This is a genomic window from Peteryoungia algae (genome assembly GCF_030369675.1).
In the GTDB taxonomy this organism is placed as follows: Bacteria; Pseudomonadota; Alphaproteobacteria; order Rhizobiales; family Rhizobiaceae; genus Allorhizobium; species Allorhizobium algae.
The window spans coordinates 15,588-34,401 of record NZ_CP128477.1 but is presented as its reverse complement, the minus strand read 5'-3'; the positions used below and the strand labels follow the sequence as shown (position 1 = coordinate 34,401).

Genomic DNA, 18,814 nt, shown 5'->3' with positions numbered 1-18,814 from the left:
TCCCCGTCCAGACCTCTGGCCCTACTATCGTGCGCTAAATCTGCAGTATGCGATGCGCTCGTTACGGTCCTGCGCTGGCAGCCCCACGAGAGCGAACCAAACCCGAACTGGGACCGAGATGACGCATAAGACATGCCCACCGCCTGATGCTCCAAATAGCGACTCGTGGTCCGTGTCTTTCGGCTGATCAGCTCTTTCCCATGGCTTGGCCTCGCCTCCCACCTATCGTCCGTCTAGAAACCAGCTCCGCCGTCCGCCCTTGCTCGTGGCCAATTGCGATAGCAGTGGGCGTGGCGCTCCGGTGCCTTAGGTTCGGCACGCGAAAGACCAAGACGTCGAAGCAGCGCCATCTCTCCCGCTTCACCTGTTGATGAATCGTCGTCTGGTGATCTCTCTACGTGACGCGTCAAGGTAGCTCCTCCATGATCCTCGTTCGTAAGCTGTAAGGCCTCCCGCATCTGGTGGGCCATCAAGGAGGTCTGGATGTTCTTCACACGCATCGCACGCGTCGTCGCCTACCTGGTCTTTATCTTGGGTATTCTGAATGTGGTAGGCGGCTTCGGGTATGCCTCCGGGATCATCGAGCAAGCACCTCTGCCAAATGGGGACACCCCGCCGCCGATTAAAACGGGGCCGATGATAGACAAGGGGATTTACATGGCGGCGGCGGCATTGGCTTTGGGGACGCTTGCAGAGATCGGTATGACATTGAGCCGGATGGTCCGTCTCGGGGCTTCGAGCGACCGGCGTCTCTCGTAGGCTTCTGGAGGAGAGCCGTTTTCCGGGAGAAGTGTTGAGGGAGTTCAGCCGACGGGCGCGCTTCGGTGGCTCCAATCTGCCCCATGGCCTAGCTCGGCGCAATTGCAACCCCCATGAAGCCGACGGCGCTGCTGGCCCTCAGCGGCGATTACCGATCAGCTCTTTCACGAGGATCACCAGACAGTAGATCGTCAGACCTGCAATCAGAAAAGCAGGGATCGCAACGACGCCCGTGATCACATCTCCGAACGACAAGCCCATGGCACAGCCCTCCCACGCTGATACCCAGCGACATACTTAGCGCATGCATAGGCTCCGGTCACGAGGCGGCAGATTGCCTTGCTTTCGACTTTGCTGCCTTGCCACCGTTCATCTGCAGCAGGGTCAGGGGCCGTCTTTGCTTATCTGTGCCGGAATGCGAACGAGGGCGGGTAGGCCCAGTTTAGCCCTTTCCTCGTTGATCTCCGGCAAACACATGCCGTTGACAGCGAAGTAGAGGACGACAGCGGGAGCATATTTCCAATCGACCGCATGAGCCTTGTAGTGGCCGTTCACCAACTCCAAGGCCACGGGTGTGTCAAAGCTCTGCTTTTCAAAGCACGACCGTATCCCTGCACGCCGCGCCTTCAGGTTGTCTGCATCGCTCTTCTGGTCAATTTGGAGCCAGCCATCTAACACCCCTTGTAGATAGACCGCCTGAACGTCAGCTGGGGCTTTTCTCCACGCGGCATAGTTTTCTACGAAGCCCCCAGCAGCGGCTTGGACCGGGATCAATGCGGACAGAGTGAGAAACGCGGTTCTCGTCGCTCTCATGTGGTCAACTCTCCATCGAGACCGTTACCGATAAGCGGAACATCGCGTGACCGCAAACCCACGCCACGCGCACACCGATCACTGCCCGCAGATATGCCAATTCATTTGGTACCCGTACTCCCCCTCGCGTCCGTAGCACCACCCAACCGCTCGCAGCTTTGCATCGATCACCTCTCGACGGTCGCATGCTCGCCAGGTTTCGCCCTCGTTACCTGAGCCACCCCGGCACGCCCCATTCTGATCGTGCCACTGGCTGATTATTCTTTTGGGGGACTTCTCACCCTTATCGGTCGCTATCACCTTGCCTGTTTCTGCAACAATACGGCCTGTCACTGGGTCCCACTCAAGTTCAAATCGGGCGGAGCCAGACGACGTCTTCCCCCTTGCCAGACTCCTTGCGAACCACTCCACGGTACCTTCGACCTGGCATCTGCTATCGCACGCGACACTCTCCGAACCATACACAACGCTGTATGCGCGCTCGGGCCAGCGCTCGGCGAACGCAATCTTTTCCTTCATTACGTCCGCCTGTGACACGTCCGCGCCGTAGAACGTCACCTCCGGGGCGTAAGCACTCCTCATGAAGTTGATGGCCAAACTGTTCGGTTTCGACCATGCGGCATGATACTCAGCAACGAACTTGCGGGCTCGATCTTCAGTAGTTTGCGTGACTGGGTTTGGTTCGGCAGTTTCCGAGACCGGTACCGATGTCGGTGTCGGCAGAGTAGGCTTCACCGCAACATCAGGTTTTGACATGTTGCCGATGACGACCCCGGTTCCGGTAGCGTTGACGATTGCGTATTCCTGCATTTCCTTGCCGGTTAGATAGCGCATGTCGTCGCTGCCCGTGGAAAGGCTCAATTGCAAAAGACGGGGATCAACGCCCATTTCTATTATATATGTCATGATTTCAGCGGTAAGCGCCTGGACGGCTGCTGCTGCCTCATGTCCGTCAACTACCGCATCTCCGGCGAACGAGGTTCTGTGAACTCCGATAGACCCTGGCTCCGCCGACCTTGTAATACCACCAAGGAATGCAAGCGCACAAGCGGAAGAGCACTCCAGCGAGCGTAACTGGACAGTGGACAGCCCCATCGAACGGATAGCTCGACCAAGCCGGAGAGCCGCATCGACGTTGCCTCCTCCGCTATCAAAGGTAACGACTTTAGCGTCAACGGCTCGTACCGCCTTTTCTAGGTCGGCAACTTGATCGTCAAAACGGAATTCACCCTTCACTAATATGACCTTGGAGCCGTTATCCAGAGGTACCGGGTGAAACTCTAAAGCCTGAGTTGCGACGTGACTGCTAAAAAAGGCGATGATGCCGAAACCGAGATTTGTCGCGTATTTCATCCTATCCCCCATTGCTCGGAATTAGTTGCATAGGGTTCAAAGCAACTCAAGCGCGCTGCTGATCGCGTTGGTACACCGCCCAGGTCCTAACGTCATTAGTCGTGATCTGAAAGATCGTGCCAGGTTCGGTGAAACAGTCCCGACTACACTGCAGCTGATAAGGTTGCTCTGCCGACAAAGCGGGACAACCTCGTTTCGCGGCAGTAGGGATGCGCCGACAGCCTCACGAAGCTGGTTGAGCAACTGAAGCAACAGCACAAACAACTATCCGACTGGCTGGCGGGAAACGACGCCCAGCTTCAGCAAATCGCTGAAGAGACGGCGCAGGCAGAAGCTGACCTTCGTCACCTAAACCTACCCCTGCCGCCTATTCAAACAGTTCCGCCAGTTTACTTCAACGCTCCCGGTCAATCGAGGACGACAGCGTATACCTCGACCACGGCAGGCAGGACGTCAGCGAAAAGCAGATACAGAGTCCAAGCGGCAGGTTCAAGTATTCCGAGCTGCCCCGTGTGTGGATCAGGCATGCGTCTGCGAACAGCTAGGCGTGGAAAACGAGCCGGACGACAGTCTGGGGTGCGGTCGGTATCCGAAATGTCAGGGCACGCGCAACATCTAGGTCTGACGTAGCGTCGCGTACCCCTTCCAAATGGACCCCAAAGATAGAGCCCGCAAACTCCATGCTGTGCCAAACTCACAGCCGATGGCGAAGACATCAGCCCTAGTTCAAGTCTGCTCTTCGCTTGGGTGAGCCTTCATGCTTGATTCGTTACGAGCCGACAGGCTAATCTTCGGACGACAAGGCTGACACGATCTTAATCAAATTCGGTGATCATGGCATGCCAAGGGGGAAATGATGGCATACGACAACCTCGCAAAACTTCGCGTGTCGATCTGGAAAGACTACACCCCACCACGCTCTCTGATGATCCATCAAGATCACGGGAAGCAGCTGGGAGGTGACGACATCCTACAACAAGAGGTGTACTCATGGTCGATGAGAGAGGACCCTTTTGGTGGAGTTGCGGACGAAGCACTTCGGAATGAGTTGCGCGAGTTACTCGTAGTTCCGTTTCAACCCTCGAATCCGCCGTCGCAGCGACGAATCTCGAAGATGGAGCCATTTCTGCTGAAAGCCGAGGAAGCAATTCAGAATGGCGTAACAGAATGGACGGTAAGCCTTGAGGGTGCCGGAGACGACGACGATTTTCCTGCGCGCGTCAACCCTCTATTAGCTCTCAACTTACAGCTAAAGTGGTTAGTAAGAAGCTTTGGGCACCAACCTGGGGTATCGGTAGCAATTCGATGAATGGTCATGCGCTAAAAGCTCCCAGAGAAGCGGAACGTATTCTTGGACAATTGTTCAAAATTGGGTCTTCATGCGAGGTACTCGTCAAAGAAGACAAGGCGTTTCTGAATGACGGTTGGCTGAATCTCGGAAAGGTGAATCTCTATCCGGAGAACAGGCATGATGATTCTGCTATACTTGACGGACTGCGTCGTGGCGCTTTTGAGTGGTCGCTGCCATCTGTTGAGCAGGTCGAAACGAGCTTAGTCGAGCTTCTAGGGATTGATGACAAAACCAAAGCTAGCGCGAAACTGCGAAGGATCATTGATTCCATCGCCGCGATAGGAGTGCGAGCGGGACTTGTCTATCCCCATTTTGATCCGCAATCGCTTGAAATGATGCCCTTTCGGCGCTCAACGACCGTCGTTGCTGATACCTCCGGAGCAATCCAGGGGGCCCTAGATTTTGTGGCGCGCCATCTGCATCCTGCGGCGCGGATCAAAGTCCCAGCAATCGTTCAGATGGAAATTGTAAATTTTGCGGACCGCTTTTTGAGTTGCCGACGAGCAACAAAAGTGCGCCGCCCGGACCTTCTGATTGATCACTTGCGAAGCCAAGGTGGGCAACGAGTTCTCCTCAGGCTTGAATTGAGTGCCGACACAGAGGTGGAGCGCACTTTCCTACTCGGTGACCCACTGAGGAGCGCCTTCCAGAAAGACTCTGATCCAGAGCTGAGTGAGCTGAATCTGAGCGTCGAGATAAAGGGATACGCCGACAGGTTGATTCTCGAAGCGGCTCGTCAACATCAGGCGCAGGCTAACTTCGGCCATAAGGTGCAACTGCTGACCAGCGATCAGGGCCTTGCGCGCATGGCTTTGGCAGAGGGAATTGCACCGTTGTACTTCTCTTCCGTTGTTGGAGCGGATTTCCTCGGCCGCTGCGTCACCGGCGTGACCCTCAGCCCGTTCAGCGGATCACTGAGAGAGATTTCCCTGGCTTCGGTCCTATGGGAATTCGCGACAGCTTTCGGCTGCATCCGGTTAATGAGCGAGGATGGTGAGCACTCGATAGAGATATCAGCATTTGGTGAAGCGCTCTCGTGGTCTCCATATCAATCTCACGGTGACTTGCTGTGGTGCACAAACACAGAGTTTAGCGTACCAGTTCCACGGGAAGACGTTCAGAGCATCGAAGATGTGCACAACGGCGGTGTTGCGGTCGATGCTAATGGTTCGGAAGGTCTGAAACCTCGGCCAGAGACGTCAAAAGATGCAGCATCAACCAATGGTGCAGATCACCCGACCAAGAAGCAGAGTGAACGCGGCTCGGCACAGGCATTGTCGGTGTTCCGCCCTAATGTTCAAAAGCTATTTCAATTGGTTGACGCCTTGGACGACCGCCAAGACTTGAAGGTTGATGAAGTTTTAGGTGTGATAGGTGCCAAAAGTATTGACGAGTATCGGAGGTTCTTGGCCTCGGGTGCATTGATTACCGTTGAAAATGGAAGATTGTGCGCTGCGCCAGCCCTCCGCGACGTCGCTATTGCTCTGCGCACCCAGGATATGAGCACACTTCGGGCAGGACTTAAATGTGTACCTTCATACCGCGCTCTATCTGACGCCATCAGTTCAACCGCAGTCGGCACACCAGTGAACCTTGACGCTTTCAAGCGAGGAATGACAACTTACACCGTGCTTGCTGAATGCACACTGCTCGGAGCGTCTATCCATGGAAAGGGTCTTTTCCCCACTCCAAACGAACCATCACCTAAAGAATTCGCTCAGATCGCCCGCGACCGCTTTAAAGAGCTAGACAACGGTTACGGGCTCATAGCAACGGGAGCTTGGCTGGAACGCCTCGCGGAAAGAGACGGCATTCACCCTGAGATCGCAAGGCGACTTCTCGAAGATGCTAGCGCTAAGGGACTACTCACCAGAACGACCGAAGGGTCCACGATTGAGACAAGTTTTGATGACCATGTCGTCCACGTCCTCCGTCAAAAATCGGGAAAAACGATAGTCGAGCCTGTAGGCCTCTACAGAGGGGACTACTTGATTCCTGACAAGTCAAGTGTAAGCTTGCGAATTGAGGTGCAACAGCGATGAGCTTGCGCGACAAACTTTTACAGTCGAAGGACAAGCAGAAACCTGACCTGTTCGCACTATACGGCGTCCTTGCTAATCCTTTTCCTGCGTCCAGCCAAACATCTCAGAACCCTAGACGTAAACAGTCAGGCGATGAGCAGGCGGAAGCACGAATTATTAGTTTTATACGTGACCAAAAGTCCCAAGTAGTCGTGGTCGAAGGTACTCAGGGCGTTGGCAAGACGAACTTCCTTAACCATTTTGAAGCCGAGATCGAGGACGTGCTCGGTGAACTAGATGGGTTTTATGTCGTCCGGTATCTGGCCGACCCCGAGGCCTCTTTCGACGGGACAATTAGGCGCTTATTCCAAGAGCTAGGTGAAGATCATATCGTAAAGCTATCTCACCAACTTCAACTGAACGATGCCCCTATTGCCTCAGCAAGAAGTCAGGACATGCGGTCGGCGCTACAGAGGTTGGCCAATCAGGGTCCGGACGCCGAACTGATTAAACTCGTCATGGACTGGCTCTACGGTGGACGCCTTCTGAAGGCACATAAAGAAAAGCTCAATATTCACTTCAGGTTGGACACAGTAGAGTCAAAGACCGCTGCGTTGAGAGACCTGGTAGTAGTAAGCAGCGAAGCCGGTGTCCTTAATGGGATATTCCTTTTGCTTGACGAACTTGAGAAACAGGATGGCATCCTGAGCCCTACTGCCGTGGTTAGATATCTGTCGGCAATGCGAGCCATCATTGACTCTTTGCCACATCATCTTTTCATGATGATTGCCGTAACTCCTGACGCGCTACGCCGATATTCAAACGCCTTGCCCGCATTCAGAAGCCGTTTGCAAAATCAGATAACCTTGCGCCCACTCATGAGTCTGAGGGATGCCAAGGCGCTGGCTAACTTTTACGTCGAGCATGCCAAGCAACAAGCGTCGAAGAAATTCCCAGGAAAACAGCCCGGGACGAAAGAACTAATCTCGCCCTTGGAGATCGAAGATGTTTTCGAGCAACTAAAGATAGTCTCGGACAGGCGCGGCGATCAGGGCGTGCCACAACGTGTATTTTTGCATCGGCTACACGCCGCATGTGAGGATAGAATCCAAGAATTAGACTGACGCCATTCAGGAGTTTCCTTCTAGGTTTTAAAGTAAATTTTACGGAGCTTTCGACGCATGTTTTTGTCGGTTGAATCTACAGGAGCTGACTCATAGCCCGCTATAGTCCGATAATGAATGTTATTGGACATTGGCACCCGGAAATACGCATGTGAGACTTTGGCAGCTAACATGGAATAGCTTCAAATCAAGCGTCAAGGCTTGGGATTGCAGTGGGACGCGAGGCACGATCCGGGCCTCGCTATGCTCCTCCAGCTGCATCGAAGGAAAAGTCTAGGGACCAGCTTACGATGCGACCGACCTTGACGTCATCGTTGTCCGGGAGCACTTCGAATGCGAAATCCGTGACAAGGCCCGAGCGCAGCAGATCAACAATCTGGTACATGTGCGAAAAGGTCGTTTTGAGGGACAGCATTAATAGGCGCGGATCAGTATCGAGCCTGACCTCCCCTACGTTTTCTGAAGTTAGGGACGGAGCTACAGCACCGAACCAGACGACGGACTTGAAGCCTTGATGTGCCGAGGGTGGCGTCAACGTGGCCGGAACCACCAGCAAATATATGTTGGCAGATTGCTTCACGGTAAGCGATGTCTCACTGGCACGTCGCCTGACAAACGCTACCCCTCGAAGCTCGAAATGATGGTCGTTAGTTCCTCCATATCGGCGAAGGTGACGTCGGCTCCGTATGGATGATTGGGTGGCGATGGGCTGTACAGCAGCGCTACCATTCCTGCAGCTTTTGCCGCTTGGATGCCCACGAGGCTGTCCTCGACCACCACGCATTGGTGGGGTTCAAATCCCATCTTGCGCGCGGCATGCAGAAACAGGCCGGGATCGGGCTTAAAGCTTCCGACGTCATACGAACTGTAGAAATCGGTGCCAAAGTATGGGGCTAGCCCGCTCAATTCCAATGTCTGGATGATTTTGTCCGGCGGCCCGCCCGAGGCAATACACCGTGGGTGTTTCAAATGTTCCAGCATCGGCAAAACCCCGTGAATGGGTTGCAGACCTTGGGCAAAGCGTTTCGACAAGGTGGCGCGATAAATCGCCTCGAAGTTCAATGGCAGCGTTCTGGATAACCGGTCCTCAATGTCCTGAAAGATCGAAGAGAGTTTCTCCCCTCGGTAACGCTGCAGCAGATGTTCAACAGGATCAGAACAGTCTGGCAGCAGATCGGCCAGCACTTGAATACAAATGACCTCGCTATCGACAAGCGTCCCATCCAGATCGAATATGACGCATATGTCCCGCATGCCTTGGCCTCTCTGGCGGCTCAAGCACGAACGCCTAGACGCCTTTGATAACGTCGCCTCGCGGATAATTCCACGGTAGCAACTCACCAATCTGCCTTTGCTTGTGGCCGTTGATGATGGAGGTGAGCGCCTTTGTCAGGTAGGCCTGCGGATCAACGCCATTCAACTTACACGTCTCGATCAACGAGGCGATGGTCGCCCAGCTCTCTGCTCCGGCATCATGACCCGCGAAGAGTGCGTTCTTCCGGTTTAGCGCAATCGGCCGGATGGTCCGCTCGACGCTGTTATTGTCGATCTCGACGCGGCCGTCGATCAGGAATAGCTGCAGGCCATCCCAGTATTTGGCGATGTAGGCCAAAGCTTCGCCGAGCGGCGACTTTGTGGCCACGCGTGCGCGGTGATGGACAAGCCAGCCATGCAGGTCTGCGACGAGTGGCGCTGATCGTTCCTGCCGAGCTGTAAGGCGAGCTTCAGGATCAAGGCCGCGCAGGTCGGCTTCGATGCGATACAGTTCTCCAATCCGTTTGACGCCGTCTTCAGCAATGGGCGCTGAGCCGTTGCGGGTGATCTCCACCAGCTTGCGCCGGGCATGCGCCCAGCAATAGGCAAGCTGAATGTCTGGGCCGACACGCTCTGGTGCGATCAGCCTGTTGTATCCCGCATACCCATCCACCTGCAGGACGCCAGAGAAACCCTGCAGTATACGTTCGGCATGAATGCCTCCCCGACCAGGAGCATAGGTGAAGGCAACACCTGGCGGAGCACCGCCGCCCCATGGGCGATCATCCCGCGCCAGCGCCCAGAAGTATCCGGTCTTGGTTTTGCGGGAGCCGGGATCGAGAACCGGAGCACGGGTCTCGTCCATGAACAGCTTGGTCGAGCGCTTCAAGTCGGCGATCAGTGCATCGAAGACGGGCAGCAGTTCATAGGCTGCCCGACCGACCCAATCGGCAAGTGTTGATCGGTCGAGATCGATGCCCTGGCGGCTCATGATCTGCGCCTGCCGATAGAGCGGAAGGTGATCCGCATACTTGGAGACCAGAACATGGGCGATGGTCGCTTCCGTCGGCAGCCCGGCCTGGATCAACCGTGCCGGAGCTGGGGCTTGGACGACCCCGTCGGTGCAGGCACGGCAGGCATACTTAGGGCGGCGGGTGACGATCACGCGGAACTGTGCCGGGATCACGTCCAACCGCTCGGAGACATCCTCGCCAATGCAATGCAGGCGACCACCGCAGGCACAGATCAGGCTTTCTGGCACGATCACCTCCTCGATGCGCGGAAGATGCTTTGGAAGGGAGCCGCGATTGATCGCGCGCGGCTTGATAATCCTGCTTCCTACAGGAGCGTCCGCCTCATCCTCGGCATGGATCACGGCCATGGCCGTCTCCAGGTCTTCCAGCGCCAGGTCGAATTGGTCAGGATCGGTCTTCTCGGATTTGCGTCCGAAGGCAGCCTGCTTAAACGCTGCGACCAACTTCTCAAGCCGCTCGATCCGCTCATCCTTGCGGGCGATATGCTCGTCCTTGCTCGCTATCGCGACGTCCTTGGCCGCCTCGCGTGCCTGCGCCGCGATCAGCAGCGCCTTCAGGGCGGCAACATCATCGGGAAGATCGGCGGCTTCGAGCATGGCCGGAAAATATCAAATCCCGAGCGGAATTGCCTCTGGAATCTGGGGCGCTGAGTCATCGTGCCGCAGCTATTCGATGGCCTCCGGCGTTCTTGTCTGGACGGCATGAACCCGCCGCCAGTCGAGGCCCGCAAACAGGGCTTCGAACTGGGCGTGGGTGAGCGTCATCAGGCCATCCTTGATGCCTGGCCAAATGAACATGTGCTCTTCCAGCCGTTTGTAGGCCATAACGATTCCGGAGCCATCCCAGTAGATAAGCTTCAACCGGTCCGCCTTGCGAGACCGGAACACGAAGACCGTTCCGGTGAACGGGTCCTTGTGCAGCTCGTTCTTCACCAAAGCCGCCAACCCGTCATGACCCTTGCGGAAGTCGACAGGTTTGGTCGCCACCATGATCCGCACCCGGTTCGACGGAAAGATCATGTCGTCGCCGCCAGGGCGCGGGCGATGGCGGCGATCCGGGACACTGACGCGCCTTCCTCAAGAAAGATTGTAACTGGACCCACGACGATCTCGGCGCGGGAAGCGACCTTGGCGGCCTGCGGCTCCGGCGATGGAGCAGCAACAACGATGGCCGCAAACTCGACTGCTTCTTCCGGCTCTGGCAGCACCAGCTTGCCCTGCCGAGCCAATGTCCGCCACGATGACAGGTGGTTGGCCTTCAGCCCGTAGCGTTCGGCCACTTCATTCACCGTCACGCCTGGTCGCAAGCTCTCCGAAACGATGCGTGCCTTGACCTCGTCAGGCCAATGGCGGTGCGGCTCACGCCTGTCCCGCCGCGTTGTGAGAACCTCCAACGTAGACTCCATGGAGAAACTCCTTGTCGCTCATCCACGGAATGTTCGATCACAGATCAGGCAGCGACAGACAATGTGGGGGCAGAACACCGGTTACGCTTCACGCCATCCGCGACCGTTTTCATGTAGCTACCGATGTTGGCGTTCGCCTGCCCATAAAAGCGGCCGTGCCACGCTCCGGGTTCGAACGGGCATATATCTGTCATTCTTCGGCTCTTGTGCTGAAGCGGTGCTGGGCCCACTGGTCGGACGTGTGATCGCAGCCTGAGCTATGTTCACCTCATGAATGTGGCGACTTGCTGCCGCACGACTGCGCGAAACTCAAAGATGTGTAGACGGCCACGGAAAATTAAAACGGCCGACGTAGTAGCTGTCATGAAGAAAGCGTAGATCGGCCTCCCACTGCTTAATGGCAACATCGAGTGCTACGGGATTCCGCCCCTTCGCGTTCTTGATAAACGTTGCAATTGAGTATGCGATTTTCCTCAGCCTTTTCGCCGATTTCGCGCTTCCCCATTGCTCCACTTCGAAACGAGGTAGTTCGAGCGTTATGGGACCATCAAATAGGTTCGCTAGTGTCCGGCGACGGTACAACTCGGGCTGGCCTTGGCTTATACCGACCCGGTAGTTCAGCTTTCCAAGGACACCATCCTTCTGCGCTTCACTGACTGCAAACTCACCACCACCTTGGCGTAGTTCTGTAGTCGGCCACTGAAAAAACAGCTCAGGGTCTCCGCTATCGTTTCGGCGCTTCCACTCATCTTCAATCGCGGAAACGGCTGCCCTAATTTCCGTATGTTGGTCGCGCTTGTTTGGGTCGGCCAACATACGTTGCGCATTTTCCCACAGGGCAATGAGCTTCAGCGGCTCGATCAACTTAATGTTCTGGATGGCTCTCGAAACATTTATTTTTACCGCACGAGAAGGAGGCGACACCTGGACTTGCTGCTTCGCAGCGGCAGGGGGCTTCAAGATAGTGGTTGCCGCCACCTTGTCCTTCATTACGGGCTTCTGTCTCGTCAAAACATCACCGGTGTACACCGCTTTCGGCGCTTCCCATACACGTCGGTTTCCCTTGGCAAGAAAAATCATTCCCTGCTTTGAAGGGACGAAGAGAAGCGCATCATCGCGGAAAGGGGCGACATCTTTTAGTATGTCTTTCTTGACCAACTCCAGACCAAAGGTCTCGATCTGTGCCGGAGTGACCCTGTGCACCCCTCCAGCAAAGCTATACGAGTACCCTGGACTGAGTTTGACAAGCAGCGGCTCCACCACATCCGTCATCTGGCCCGCAAGACGCTTCAGCTCCAGAGAAAGGCATGCGCGGATTGCAGCCGCTTGAGCAGGGTCTCTGGAAAGCTTGCGGAGGCCCGTGACCTGGCTTGTGGTGCGTGCCTTTCCCATAGCCTTCAATCTTCCGCAACCAGTGCGGCCTGATCCGGCCGATAGCGATAGCGAGAGATCGAGCCATCCCGAATTCGTTCGACAGCTTCATCAATCACGAACAACGGCACCAGGAACCACTCACGTGGAACGACTGGTTTCCCAAAGCGATCCTTGATCTCCATATCGAGCCGAGCGGCACCAAACACTCGGTGGATGAGGTTTTCGAGCTTGGTCCTGTTGATGTTGAAAAGCTCGTAGGTCGCGACGATCTCGACGTCCGCCAGAAGGAAGGTTGCATCGAATTTCGCATTTGCGACCCTGCGCTCAACACTTCCGCCTGTCACCCCGATCTTATGGATGAGATCACGGTTCTGGGCGACGAGGGGGATGTCAGACTTGCTGCGCAGGACATAGATTTTTCCGCTAGCCAGATCGCCATCGTCAGTTTCGTCGGCAAACAACGGACCTGCGGTCGGCTCGGTGATCCTTCGACCAGTTTCATCCTTGTAGAGGGCGCGTTGGAGGGACCGAAGCAGTATGTTGCTCTCAGTTCCATTGGAGTAGATAGCACGCAGCCGGGCATCCGTTTCCCCATTCGGCGCTTTGATAGGCTCCCCCACCTCGGCGACATAGACTGTCTGGCCACCGAGAATGAAGAACTGCCCGGCGGTGATCTCAGCCTTCAGGAAACCAGCATCTTTTACGAATGGCCGGGTCGTGCGAACGCCGGATTTCAGCTCGCCCTGTACCTGGTCAAATAACGGCTTAAACTGGTCGAAGTCCTTGCAGCGCTCGCGGTTTGCAATCTCCTCGGCCGCCCGTTTCTCCGATACAGAGCGAACGTGCTTCAGCGTAGTGATCTCTGAAATTTCTGCTTCTATCCCCAGTTCGGCCAAGAGAGCATCGTCATCCATATCATCGATGTGGGCCTGGGTCATGACCGGCTGAACTCCAAGCAGTCCCTGATGGTCCATTGGTTCGACAATCGAACGGCATGCTTCGATTTCACGGATGCGATCCAGCCTCACTGCATAAAGCCGCTCGAAGATATCGACGGCTTCGCCATGGCGGGGCAGTCGTTTGTGTGTCTCGAAGAAGCGCTGGATTTCCTCGAAAGCAGCAATGACCCGCTCTTCCTCGGCCGTACGGGTGCTTGTGCGCTTGGCCTCTACCTCGACGCCAAGCTCCGCAAGCAGTGCATCATCATCATCGGTAAAATCAGCCATTGGCGGCCTCCGCCTTCATGCGGGCGAGAAACGCTACGCCTTCGGCCATGCGGCGTTCCCAGGGATCAGGCGAGGTCAAGGAAGGCAAGCGGTTCCGTTCGGCTTTGAATTTGAGAGCGCGGCGAGCCAGGTCGCGGGCCTCCTCGGGTGTCATCTGAACCTTCTTGCCGGTGATGATAGCCTCAACCTGCTTCAGACGCTCCTCGTTCATCTCCTTCGCGAGGATTTTATAGGCCTCACCGAACGGGTTGATGCTGTCGATCAGGTCGATATCCAGTTCGAGCACGCTCAAGGCAATCTTCCGGACGCCGTCGATCAGGGCGGTATTCCCTGATTGGGGCGCTTCCTCGTTCGGGTTGAGAACCGCCTTCGCTTGTTGGGTCAGGTTGAGGGCAGCAACTGCATGCTGTCTAACCGCCTCCTGGTCCTCTTCCGTCAGCGACGGGTATTTCTCCTTGATGATTTTTCCAAGCCTGACCTGTGTCAGCTCCTGTGGCACCATTTCATGGTCAAAAAGGCCACGTTCAATTGACGACCGGTCCTGAACGAACGCGGCGATCACCTCATTGAGGTCTTCCTGGCAAATTCGCTCGGCTTCCTTGCTCTGCGGCTGGGCCAGACCTTTTATTTCGATCTGGAATTCGCCGGTATCAGCGTTGAAGCCGACATTGCATTTGTCTTCCTGATAGCCGTCATCTCCATAGTCAAAACCGTCCTGCGGCCCTGTGGCCTTGGATTTCGGTGTGAAATTGAACCTCGGGGCTAGGACCTGCTCCATAAGCAAGCTGGCTGCGATTGCCTTCAGCATGTCGTTCACTGCTTCCGCGACCGTGGCCTCGGAGGCGTCGGGTTCGGCGATCAGGTTCGTGAATCGAGCCCGCGACTTTCCAGGCGCATCACGAGTAGCGCGACCGATAATCTGGACGACCTCTGTGAGGCTGGACCTGTAGCCCACCGTCAGCGCGTGTTCGCACCAAATCCAATCGAAGCCTTCTTTCGCCATGCCGAGCGCAATGATTATATCGACATGGTCGCGGTTGTTTTTCTGACTGGGGTCCTTCAGCGCGGCCGACACACGGTCTCGCTTGCTTGGATCATCGTCCACCAGGTCAGCAATCTTGAGGACGCGACCGGAGGCGGTTTTGACGAGTTGGAACCCGGTCACTGGATCAGTTCCCTGCCATTCGCCCAGCTCTTCTATAATGTGCTCCACTTCCCGCACCTTATCCTTGGTGCTTTCACGGGAGTTGACAGAAGGGATGTGGATGATCGTCTTCTCGTCGGGATTGAGAACCTTCAAGATGTCGTCGGAATAGGCATTGGCGTAGAAATAGTAGCCAATGTCCAGCGTCTTGAGGTGCTTGTAGCCGTTCAGCTGCTCATAGTAAGTGTAGGTGACGCTTTTGAACTTCTCCTCATCGTTGGGCATCAGGACGGGTTCAGCGTCACCACGGAAGTAGGAGCCGGTCATTGCAACGACGTGGACCTGGTTTCGCGCTAGAAGCTCGGCCAACTGTGCGCCCAAACGGTTGTCGGGGTTAGCAGACACATGGTGGAACTCGTCGATGGCGATCAGGCAGTTGTCGAAGGCCTCGATGCCGAATTTCTCAACTGCGTTGCGGAAGGTCGCATGAGGGCAGACTAGAATGCGGTCCTCGCTCTTGAGGAACGTACCGACCGCCTCTGCCTTCCCACCATCGGAGCCGGGCGCATTGCAAAGGTTCCACTTCGGGTCAACGGTCCAATCGGTCCAGAAACCGAACTTCGATAGGGGCTCATCCGCGAAGCTCGATCCGATAGACTTCTCGGGTACGGTGATGATTGCCTTGCGGACGCCCTGGTTGTGAAGCTTGTCGAGCGCGATGAACATCAGTGCCCGGCTCTTGCCGGACGCGGGTGGTGATTTGATCAGTAGGTACTGCTCGCCTCGTTTTTCGTAGGCGCGCTCCTGCATAACACGCATACCCAGCTCGTTCGGCTTGGTGGAATTGCCGTTCTGCGCATAAGTGACAGAGACGGACGGGACGGATTTCTCGTTGCTCATGACTTATGCCTTCATCTTGATGTTGCCGGACTTCGTCGGTTTTCCGAATGTCATTTTGGTATAGAGTTCGAACAGCTTTTCCAGGCGCTCGGTGTCGTTCCTGAAGCGTCGGCCGATGTAGATGGCTTCCAGCACCTCATCGTTCCGATCATGTGCGGCCTTCAGGTCGGCGGGCATCTTCTCGGGATCGTAAAGGTCGGCAATGGTCGCGGGGAAATGAGCCTCTCGTGCCAGGAGAATGTCTTCTGCGCATCGGGTCAGATCAGCTTTGTTCTTGTCTGTGAGATTGGGAACTGGGAATGTGTTCCAGCCGAGGGTGTTGGAGTATCGGAAATCTGTCTTGAGCTTGCCGCACACAGTTGACAACCACACCAGATGCATCTTCGAGGAGAGCATCGAAAAGTACGATATATCCGTGTCGATAATCATAAATGCAAGATTGGAAACGACCGTCCTAGATGGCAACAATCCGACAGGAAACCACTGTCGTCTTTCTGAACTGACCGACGGTATAATTATGACATTACGCTCTGGGATTGCCCCTCTATGCTGGAATCTGTGGGGATACTTCGATAATAAATCCCTTGTTTCCTTCTTTTTGCTGCTTGCTCGTAACTCGGCAACATCGGAAAGCCGCTCATTTATTTCTGGATAGTTCTGGACAGCTTCAAGCATATCATCCGGAATCACAAGACAACGCCGATTGTGACCTTTCAAGAAGTCCTGCGAGCCGAAAAAGGGATGTACCAACTCACCGACAATTGGATACGCAGCTACTAGTTGATCCGCTTCGTCCTTGTTTAAGATCAGGCGTCCCCCATCATTCGGAACGCTTCCAGTGCCCATACTAGGTAACGAGCTGGCTAGTGGACGCGGTCGGCTTTCGACATAGAGGGACGCTCCATCGATCAAATATGCATTTATATGGTCGACATTCTTTCGATATTCAGTCGTCTCGATTGTCTTCCTATTACGCTCACCCCTCAAGGAAAGTGCAATGATGACGCAGATTACTGCCGCATTGTGCGCCGCACTGTTGGACCATTTAAAGGAATGGTGCGCGTAGAATATTTCAATATTTTTCTTTAGTACAAACGGCCACAACTGGGGAAGCTGCCGACCCTGACATACGGAATTTGTTGCAACAAGTGCGGCAGAAGCATTCGTTTCCTGCATATACTCTGCTGCGCGTATAAACCAGCAACCTACGTAGTCGACATATCCAAACTTGGCGGTATATCTACCGAGAACATGCCGCATATCATCCAAATGATCATCTTCTTTTTTTCCTTTGCCCAAGTAAGGAGGATTCCCACATATGTAGGTCTCGCCACCTTCATTCTGAAAGTCGATTTCCGCCTGGTTAATTGGAGGCATGAATAGGTCGTCAGCTCGGTGCTTGACTCCCGTTCCAGTGGGCGGACAGATGCTCAACCAGTCGAGGCGCAGTGCGTTGCCGCAGGTGATCCAGTTCATAGCGTCAAGCGGCAAGAATTCCGCCAACGCCTCCTTCTGACCGCGATAGAGGACATCACTCTGATATTCGGCAATGATCAGCGCCAAGCGAGCGATCTCGGCAGGGAAATCGCGAAGCTCGATGCCTCGGAAATTGGTGAGCGGGATTTCCGACCGACGCTCAGGCTCCCCTCGCCGCTTGTTGATCTCGGCTTCGATTTCCCGCATCTGCTTATACGCGATGACCAGGAAATTTCCGGAGCCACATGCCGGGTCGAAGACGCGAATCTTGGACATCCGGCTACGGAGATTGAGCAGCTTCCGAGGATTGTCCCCCGCCTCCTCCAGCTTTTCGCGAAGGTCGTCGAGAAACAGCGGGTTTAGGACCTTCAGGATGTTCGGCACGCTGGTATAATGCATGCCTAGGGAACCACGCTCATCGTCGTCAGCAACAGCCTGGATCATCGAGCCGAAGATGTCCGGATTGATCTTCTTCCAGTCCAGGCCACCGATATGCAGCAGATAGGTCCGTGCAATCTTGCTGAACACCGGTACGTCGGTCGATCCCGAAAACAGCCCTCCGTTTACATAGGGAAAGACGTTTGCCCAACGCGGAATACCTGCTGAAGCGCGATGCTCCGAACGCGTGTTCATCGCCTTGAAGATGGCCTCGATCACGATGTGCGTATCTGAGGAGTCCTTGCTGCTCATCTGCTCGACCGTGGCAGTGAACAGGGTCTCCTTCGTGAAGATGTCTGTGTCCTCGGCAAAAAAGCAGAAAATTAGACGCGCCATGAAGTGATTCATCTCATGACGACGCGCTGACGTGCTCCACTCTGGATTGTCCTTTAGAAGTTCGACGTAAAGGCGGTTCAGACGTCCAGTAGCCTTGATATCGAAGCTGCTTTCGCGGATTTGCTTGACCGTCGAAATCCCAGCCAGGGGCAGGAAGAAGCCAAAAAACTCCGGAAACTTCCGATACTCGCAGACGATCACCTCGCCGGTGTTCAAGTCTTCTGCCTGGAAATCAACGCCGTCGGTGGCAAGGATGAATTTGGCCTTGGCTCGTGACGTGGCGGGGCTGGATTTTAGGTCTTTCAGCGCCTCGGTGACAGCTCCGACTCTCGCCACCTTGATATGAATGTTGGTTGTCTGAAGCACGCCACCGATATCGGACTTGTTCGTGTCGCCGCTTCTGAGACGCCTGAGCGTAGTTTCCTTGGCACCGAATGCCTGAAGGAACGAGTATGGAAATTCAGACGCGTCAAACGGTTGCTCCGCTAATGACGAAATTGCCTCTTCTATTTCGAACGCGTTCAAGGTTTCACTCCCACTGCATCTGAAGCCCGCGACATTTGCGTGCACGACCGGCTTAGACAAGGATTAGTAGCCAGAACCGCACGTGTCACCCGACTATCGAGAGCGACCACAAAAATTGCTGATCGATTGGAAATTTCAGTGACTTCGTGTCACGGAAGATTGCGTTCAATGGTGTTTCAACGTCCGCCAAGAGCAAAGGAGAGGCCGGGGCGGACACCCCGGACTTCACCGCTGATTTGTCAGGACCCAGGCTCGGCTATCACATGACTTTCCTTGGCTCT

General features: G+C 55.2%; 15 protein-coding genes. 4 read left to right on the top strand and 11 right to left on the bottom strand.

Annotation, left to right across the window (positions count from 1 at the left end):
• The first annotated feature begins 483 nt into the window (after positions 1–483).
• Positions 484–759, top strand: coding sequence for a hypothetical protein (locus tag QTL56_RS00170; protein ID WP_245135382.1), 276 nt, complete (start codon positions 484–486; stop codon positions 757–759).
• Positions 760–897: 138 nt separating this feature from the next.
• Here QTL56_RS00170 and QTL56_RS00165 read toward each other — a convergent pair whose 3' ends face one another.
• From QTL56_RS00165 to QTL56_RS00155, 3 genes are all read right to left on the bottom strand, one after another.
• Positions 898–1,020 (bottom strand): hypothetical protein, encoded by a 123-nt coding sequence (locus QTL56_RS00165; protein WP_280640711.1) that lies wholly within the window; start codon positions 1,018–1,020, stop codon positions 898–900.
• Positions 1,021–1,143: 123 nt separating this feature from the next.
• A complete protein-coding gene (locus tag QTL56_RS00160; protein ID WP_245135381.1) occupies positions 1,144–1,572 on the bottom strand; it encodes a hypothetical protein in 429 nt (142 codons plus the stop codon).
• A gap of 78 nt (positions 1,573–1,650) precedes the next feature.
• On the bottom strand, positions 1,651–2,925 hold the full coding sequence (locus QTL56_RS00155; RefSeq protein WP_245135378.1) for a COG3904 family protein: 1,275 nt from the start codon (positions 2,923–2,925) through the stop codon (positions 1,651–1,653).
• Positions 2,926–3,781: 856 nt separating this feature from the next.
• On the opposite strand from QTL56_RS00155, the gene QTL56_RS00150 reads away from it, so the two are divergent.
• Genes QTL56_RS00150 through QTL56_RS00140 form a run of 3 tightly spaced genes read left to right on the top strand, consistent with a single transcriptional unit; the run spans position 3,782 to position 7,421 of the window.
• On the top strand, positions 3,782–4,234 hold the full coding sequence (locus tag QTL56_RS00150; RefSeq protein WP_245135376.1) for a hypothetical protein: 453 nt from the start codon (positions 3,782–3,784) through the stop codon (positions 4,232–4,234).
• Positions 4,231–6,318: a hypothetical protein gene (locus QTL56_RS00145; protein WP_245135374.1), complete on the top strand. Its 2,088-nt coding sequence runs from the start codon at positions 4,231–4,233 to the stop codon at positions 6,316–6,318. The genes QTL56_RS00150 and QTL56_RS00145 overlap by 4 nt, the downstream gene beginning before the upstream one ends.
• Positions 6,315–7,421, top strand: coding sequence for a BREX system ATP-binding domain-containing protein (locus QTL56_RS00140; RefSeq protein ID WP_245135373.1), 1,107 nt, complete (start codon positions 6,315–6,317; stop codon positions 7,419–7,421). Before QTL56_RS00145 ends, QTL56_RS00140 begins: the two co-directional genes overlap by 4 nt.
• A 618-nt stretch (positions 7,422–8,039) precedes the next feature.
• On the opposite strand, the gene QTL56_RS00135 is transcribed toward QTL56_RS00140, so the two are convergent.
• The 8 genes from QTL56_RS00135 to QTL56_RS00100 form a co-directional block, all read right to left on the bottom strand.
• Complete coding sequence (locus tag QTL56_RS00135) at positions 8,040–8,675, bottom strand: HAD family hydrolase (RefSeq protein WP_245135370.1); 636 nt, start codon at positions 8,673–8,675, stop codon at positions 8,040–8,042.
• A 34-nt stretch (positions 8,676–8,709) separates the two neighbouring features.
• Positions 8,710–10,305 carry an IS66 family transposase gene (gene tnpC / locus QTL56_RS00130; RefSeq protein WP_245135368.1) on the bottom strand — a complete coding sequence of 532 codons (1,596 nt, stop codon included), beginning with the start codon at positions 10,303–10,305 and terminating at the stop codon, positions 8,710–8,712.
• 69 nt (positions 10,306–10,374) lie between these two features.
• On the bottom strand, positions 10,375–10,728 hold the full coding sequence (gene tnpB / locus QTL56_RS00125) for an IS66 family insertion sequence element accessory protein TnpB (protein WP_245135367.1): 354 nt from the start codon (positions 10,726–10,728) through the stop codon (positions 10,375–10,377).
• Positions 10,725–11,114: an IS66-like element accessory protein TnpA gene (tnpA, locus tag QTL56_RS00120; RefSeq protein WP_245135365.1), complete on the bottom strand. Its 390-nt coding sequence runs from the start codon at positions 11,112–11,114 to the stop codon at positions 10,725–10,727. The genes tnpB and tnpA overlap by 4 nt, the downstream gene beginning before the upstream one ends.
• A 309-nt stretch (positions 11,115–11,423) precedes the next feature.
• Positions 11,424–12,506 carry a hypothetical protein gene (locus QTL56_RS00115; protein WP_245135363.1) on the bottom strand — a complete coding sequence of 361 codons (1,083 nt, stop codon included), beginning with the start codon at positions 12,504–12,506 and terminating at the stop codon, positions 11,424–11,426.
• A 5-nt stretch (positions 12,507–12,511) separates the two neighbouring features.
• The gene (locus QTL56_RS00110; protein ID WP_245135361.1) at positions 12,512–13,714 is read right to left on the bottom strand and encodes a GIY-YIG nuclease family protein; all 1,203 of its coding nucleotides are present in this window, start codon (positions 13,712–13,714) and stop codon (positions 12,512–12,514) included.
• Positions 13,707–15,758 (bottom strand): DEAD/DEAH box helicase, encoded by a 2,052-nt coding sequence (locus QTL56_RS00105; RefSeq protein WP_245135360.1) that lies wholly within the window; start codon positions 15,756–15,758, stop codon positions 13,707–13,709. Before QTL56_RS00105 ends, QTL56_RS00110 begins: the two co-directional genes overlap by 8 nt.
• Positions 15,759–15,761: 3 nt before the next feature.
• Positions 15,762–18,533, bottom strand: coding sequence for a class I SAM-dependent DNA methyltransferase (locus tag QTL56_RS00100; RefSeq protein ID WP_245135358.1), 2,772 nt, complete (start codon positions 18,531–18,533; stop codon positions 15,762–15,764).
• Positions 18,534–18,814 lie beyond the last annotated feature (281 nt).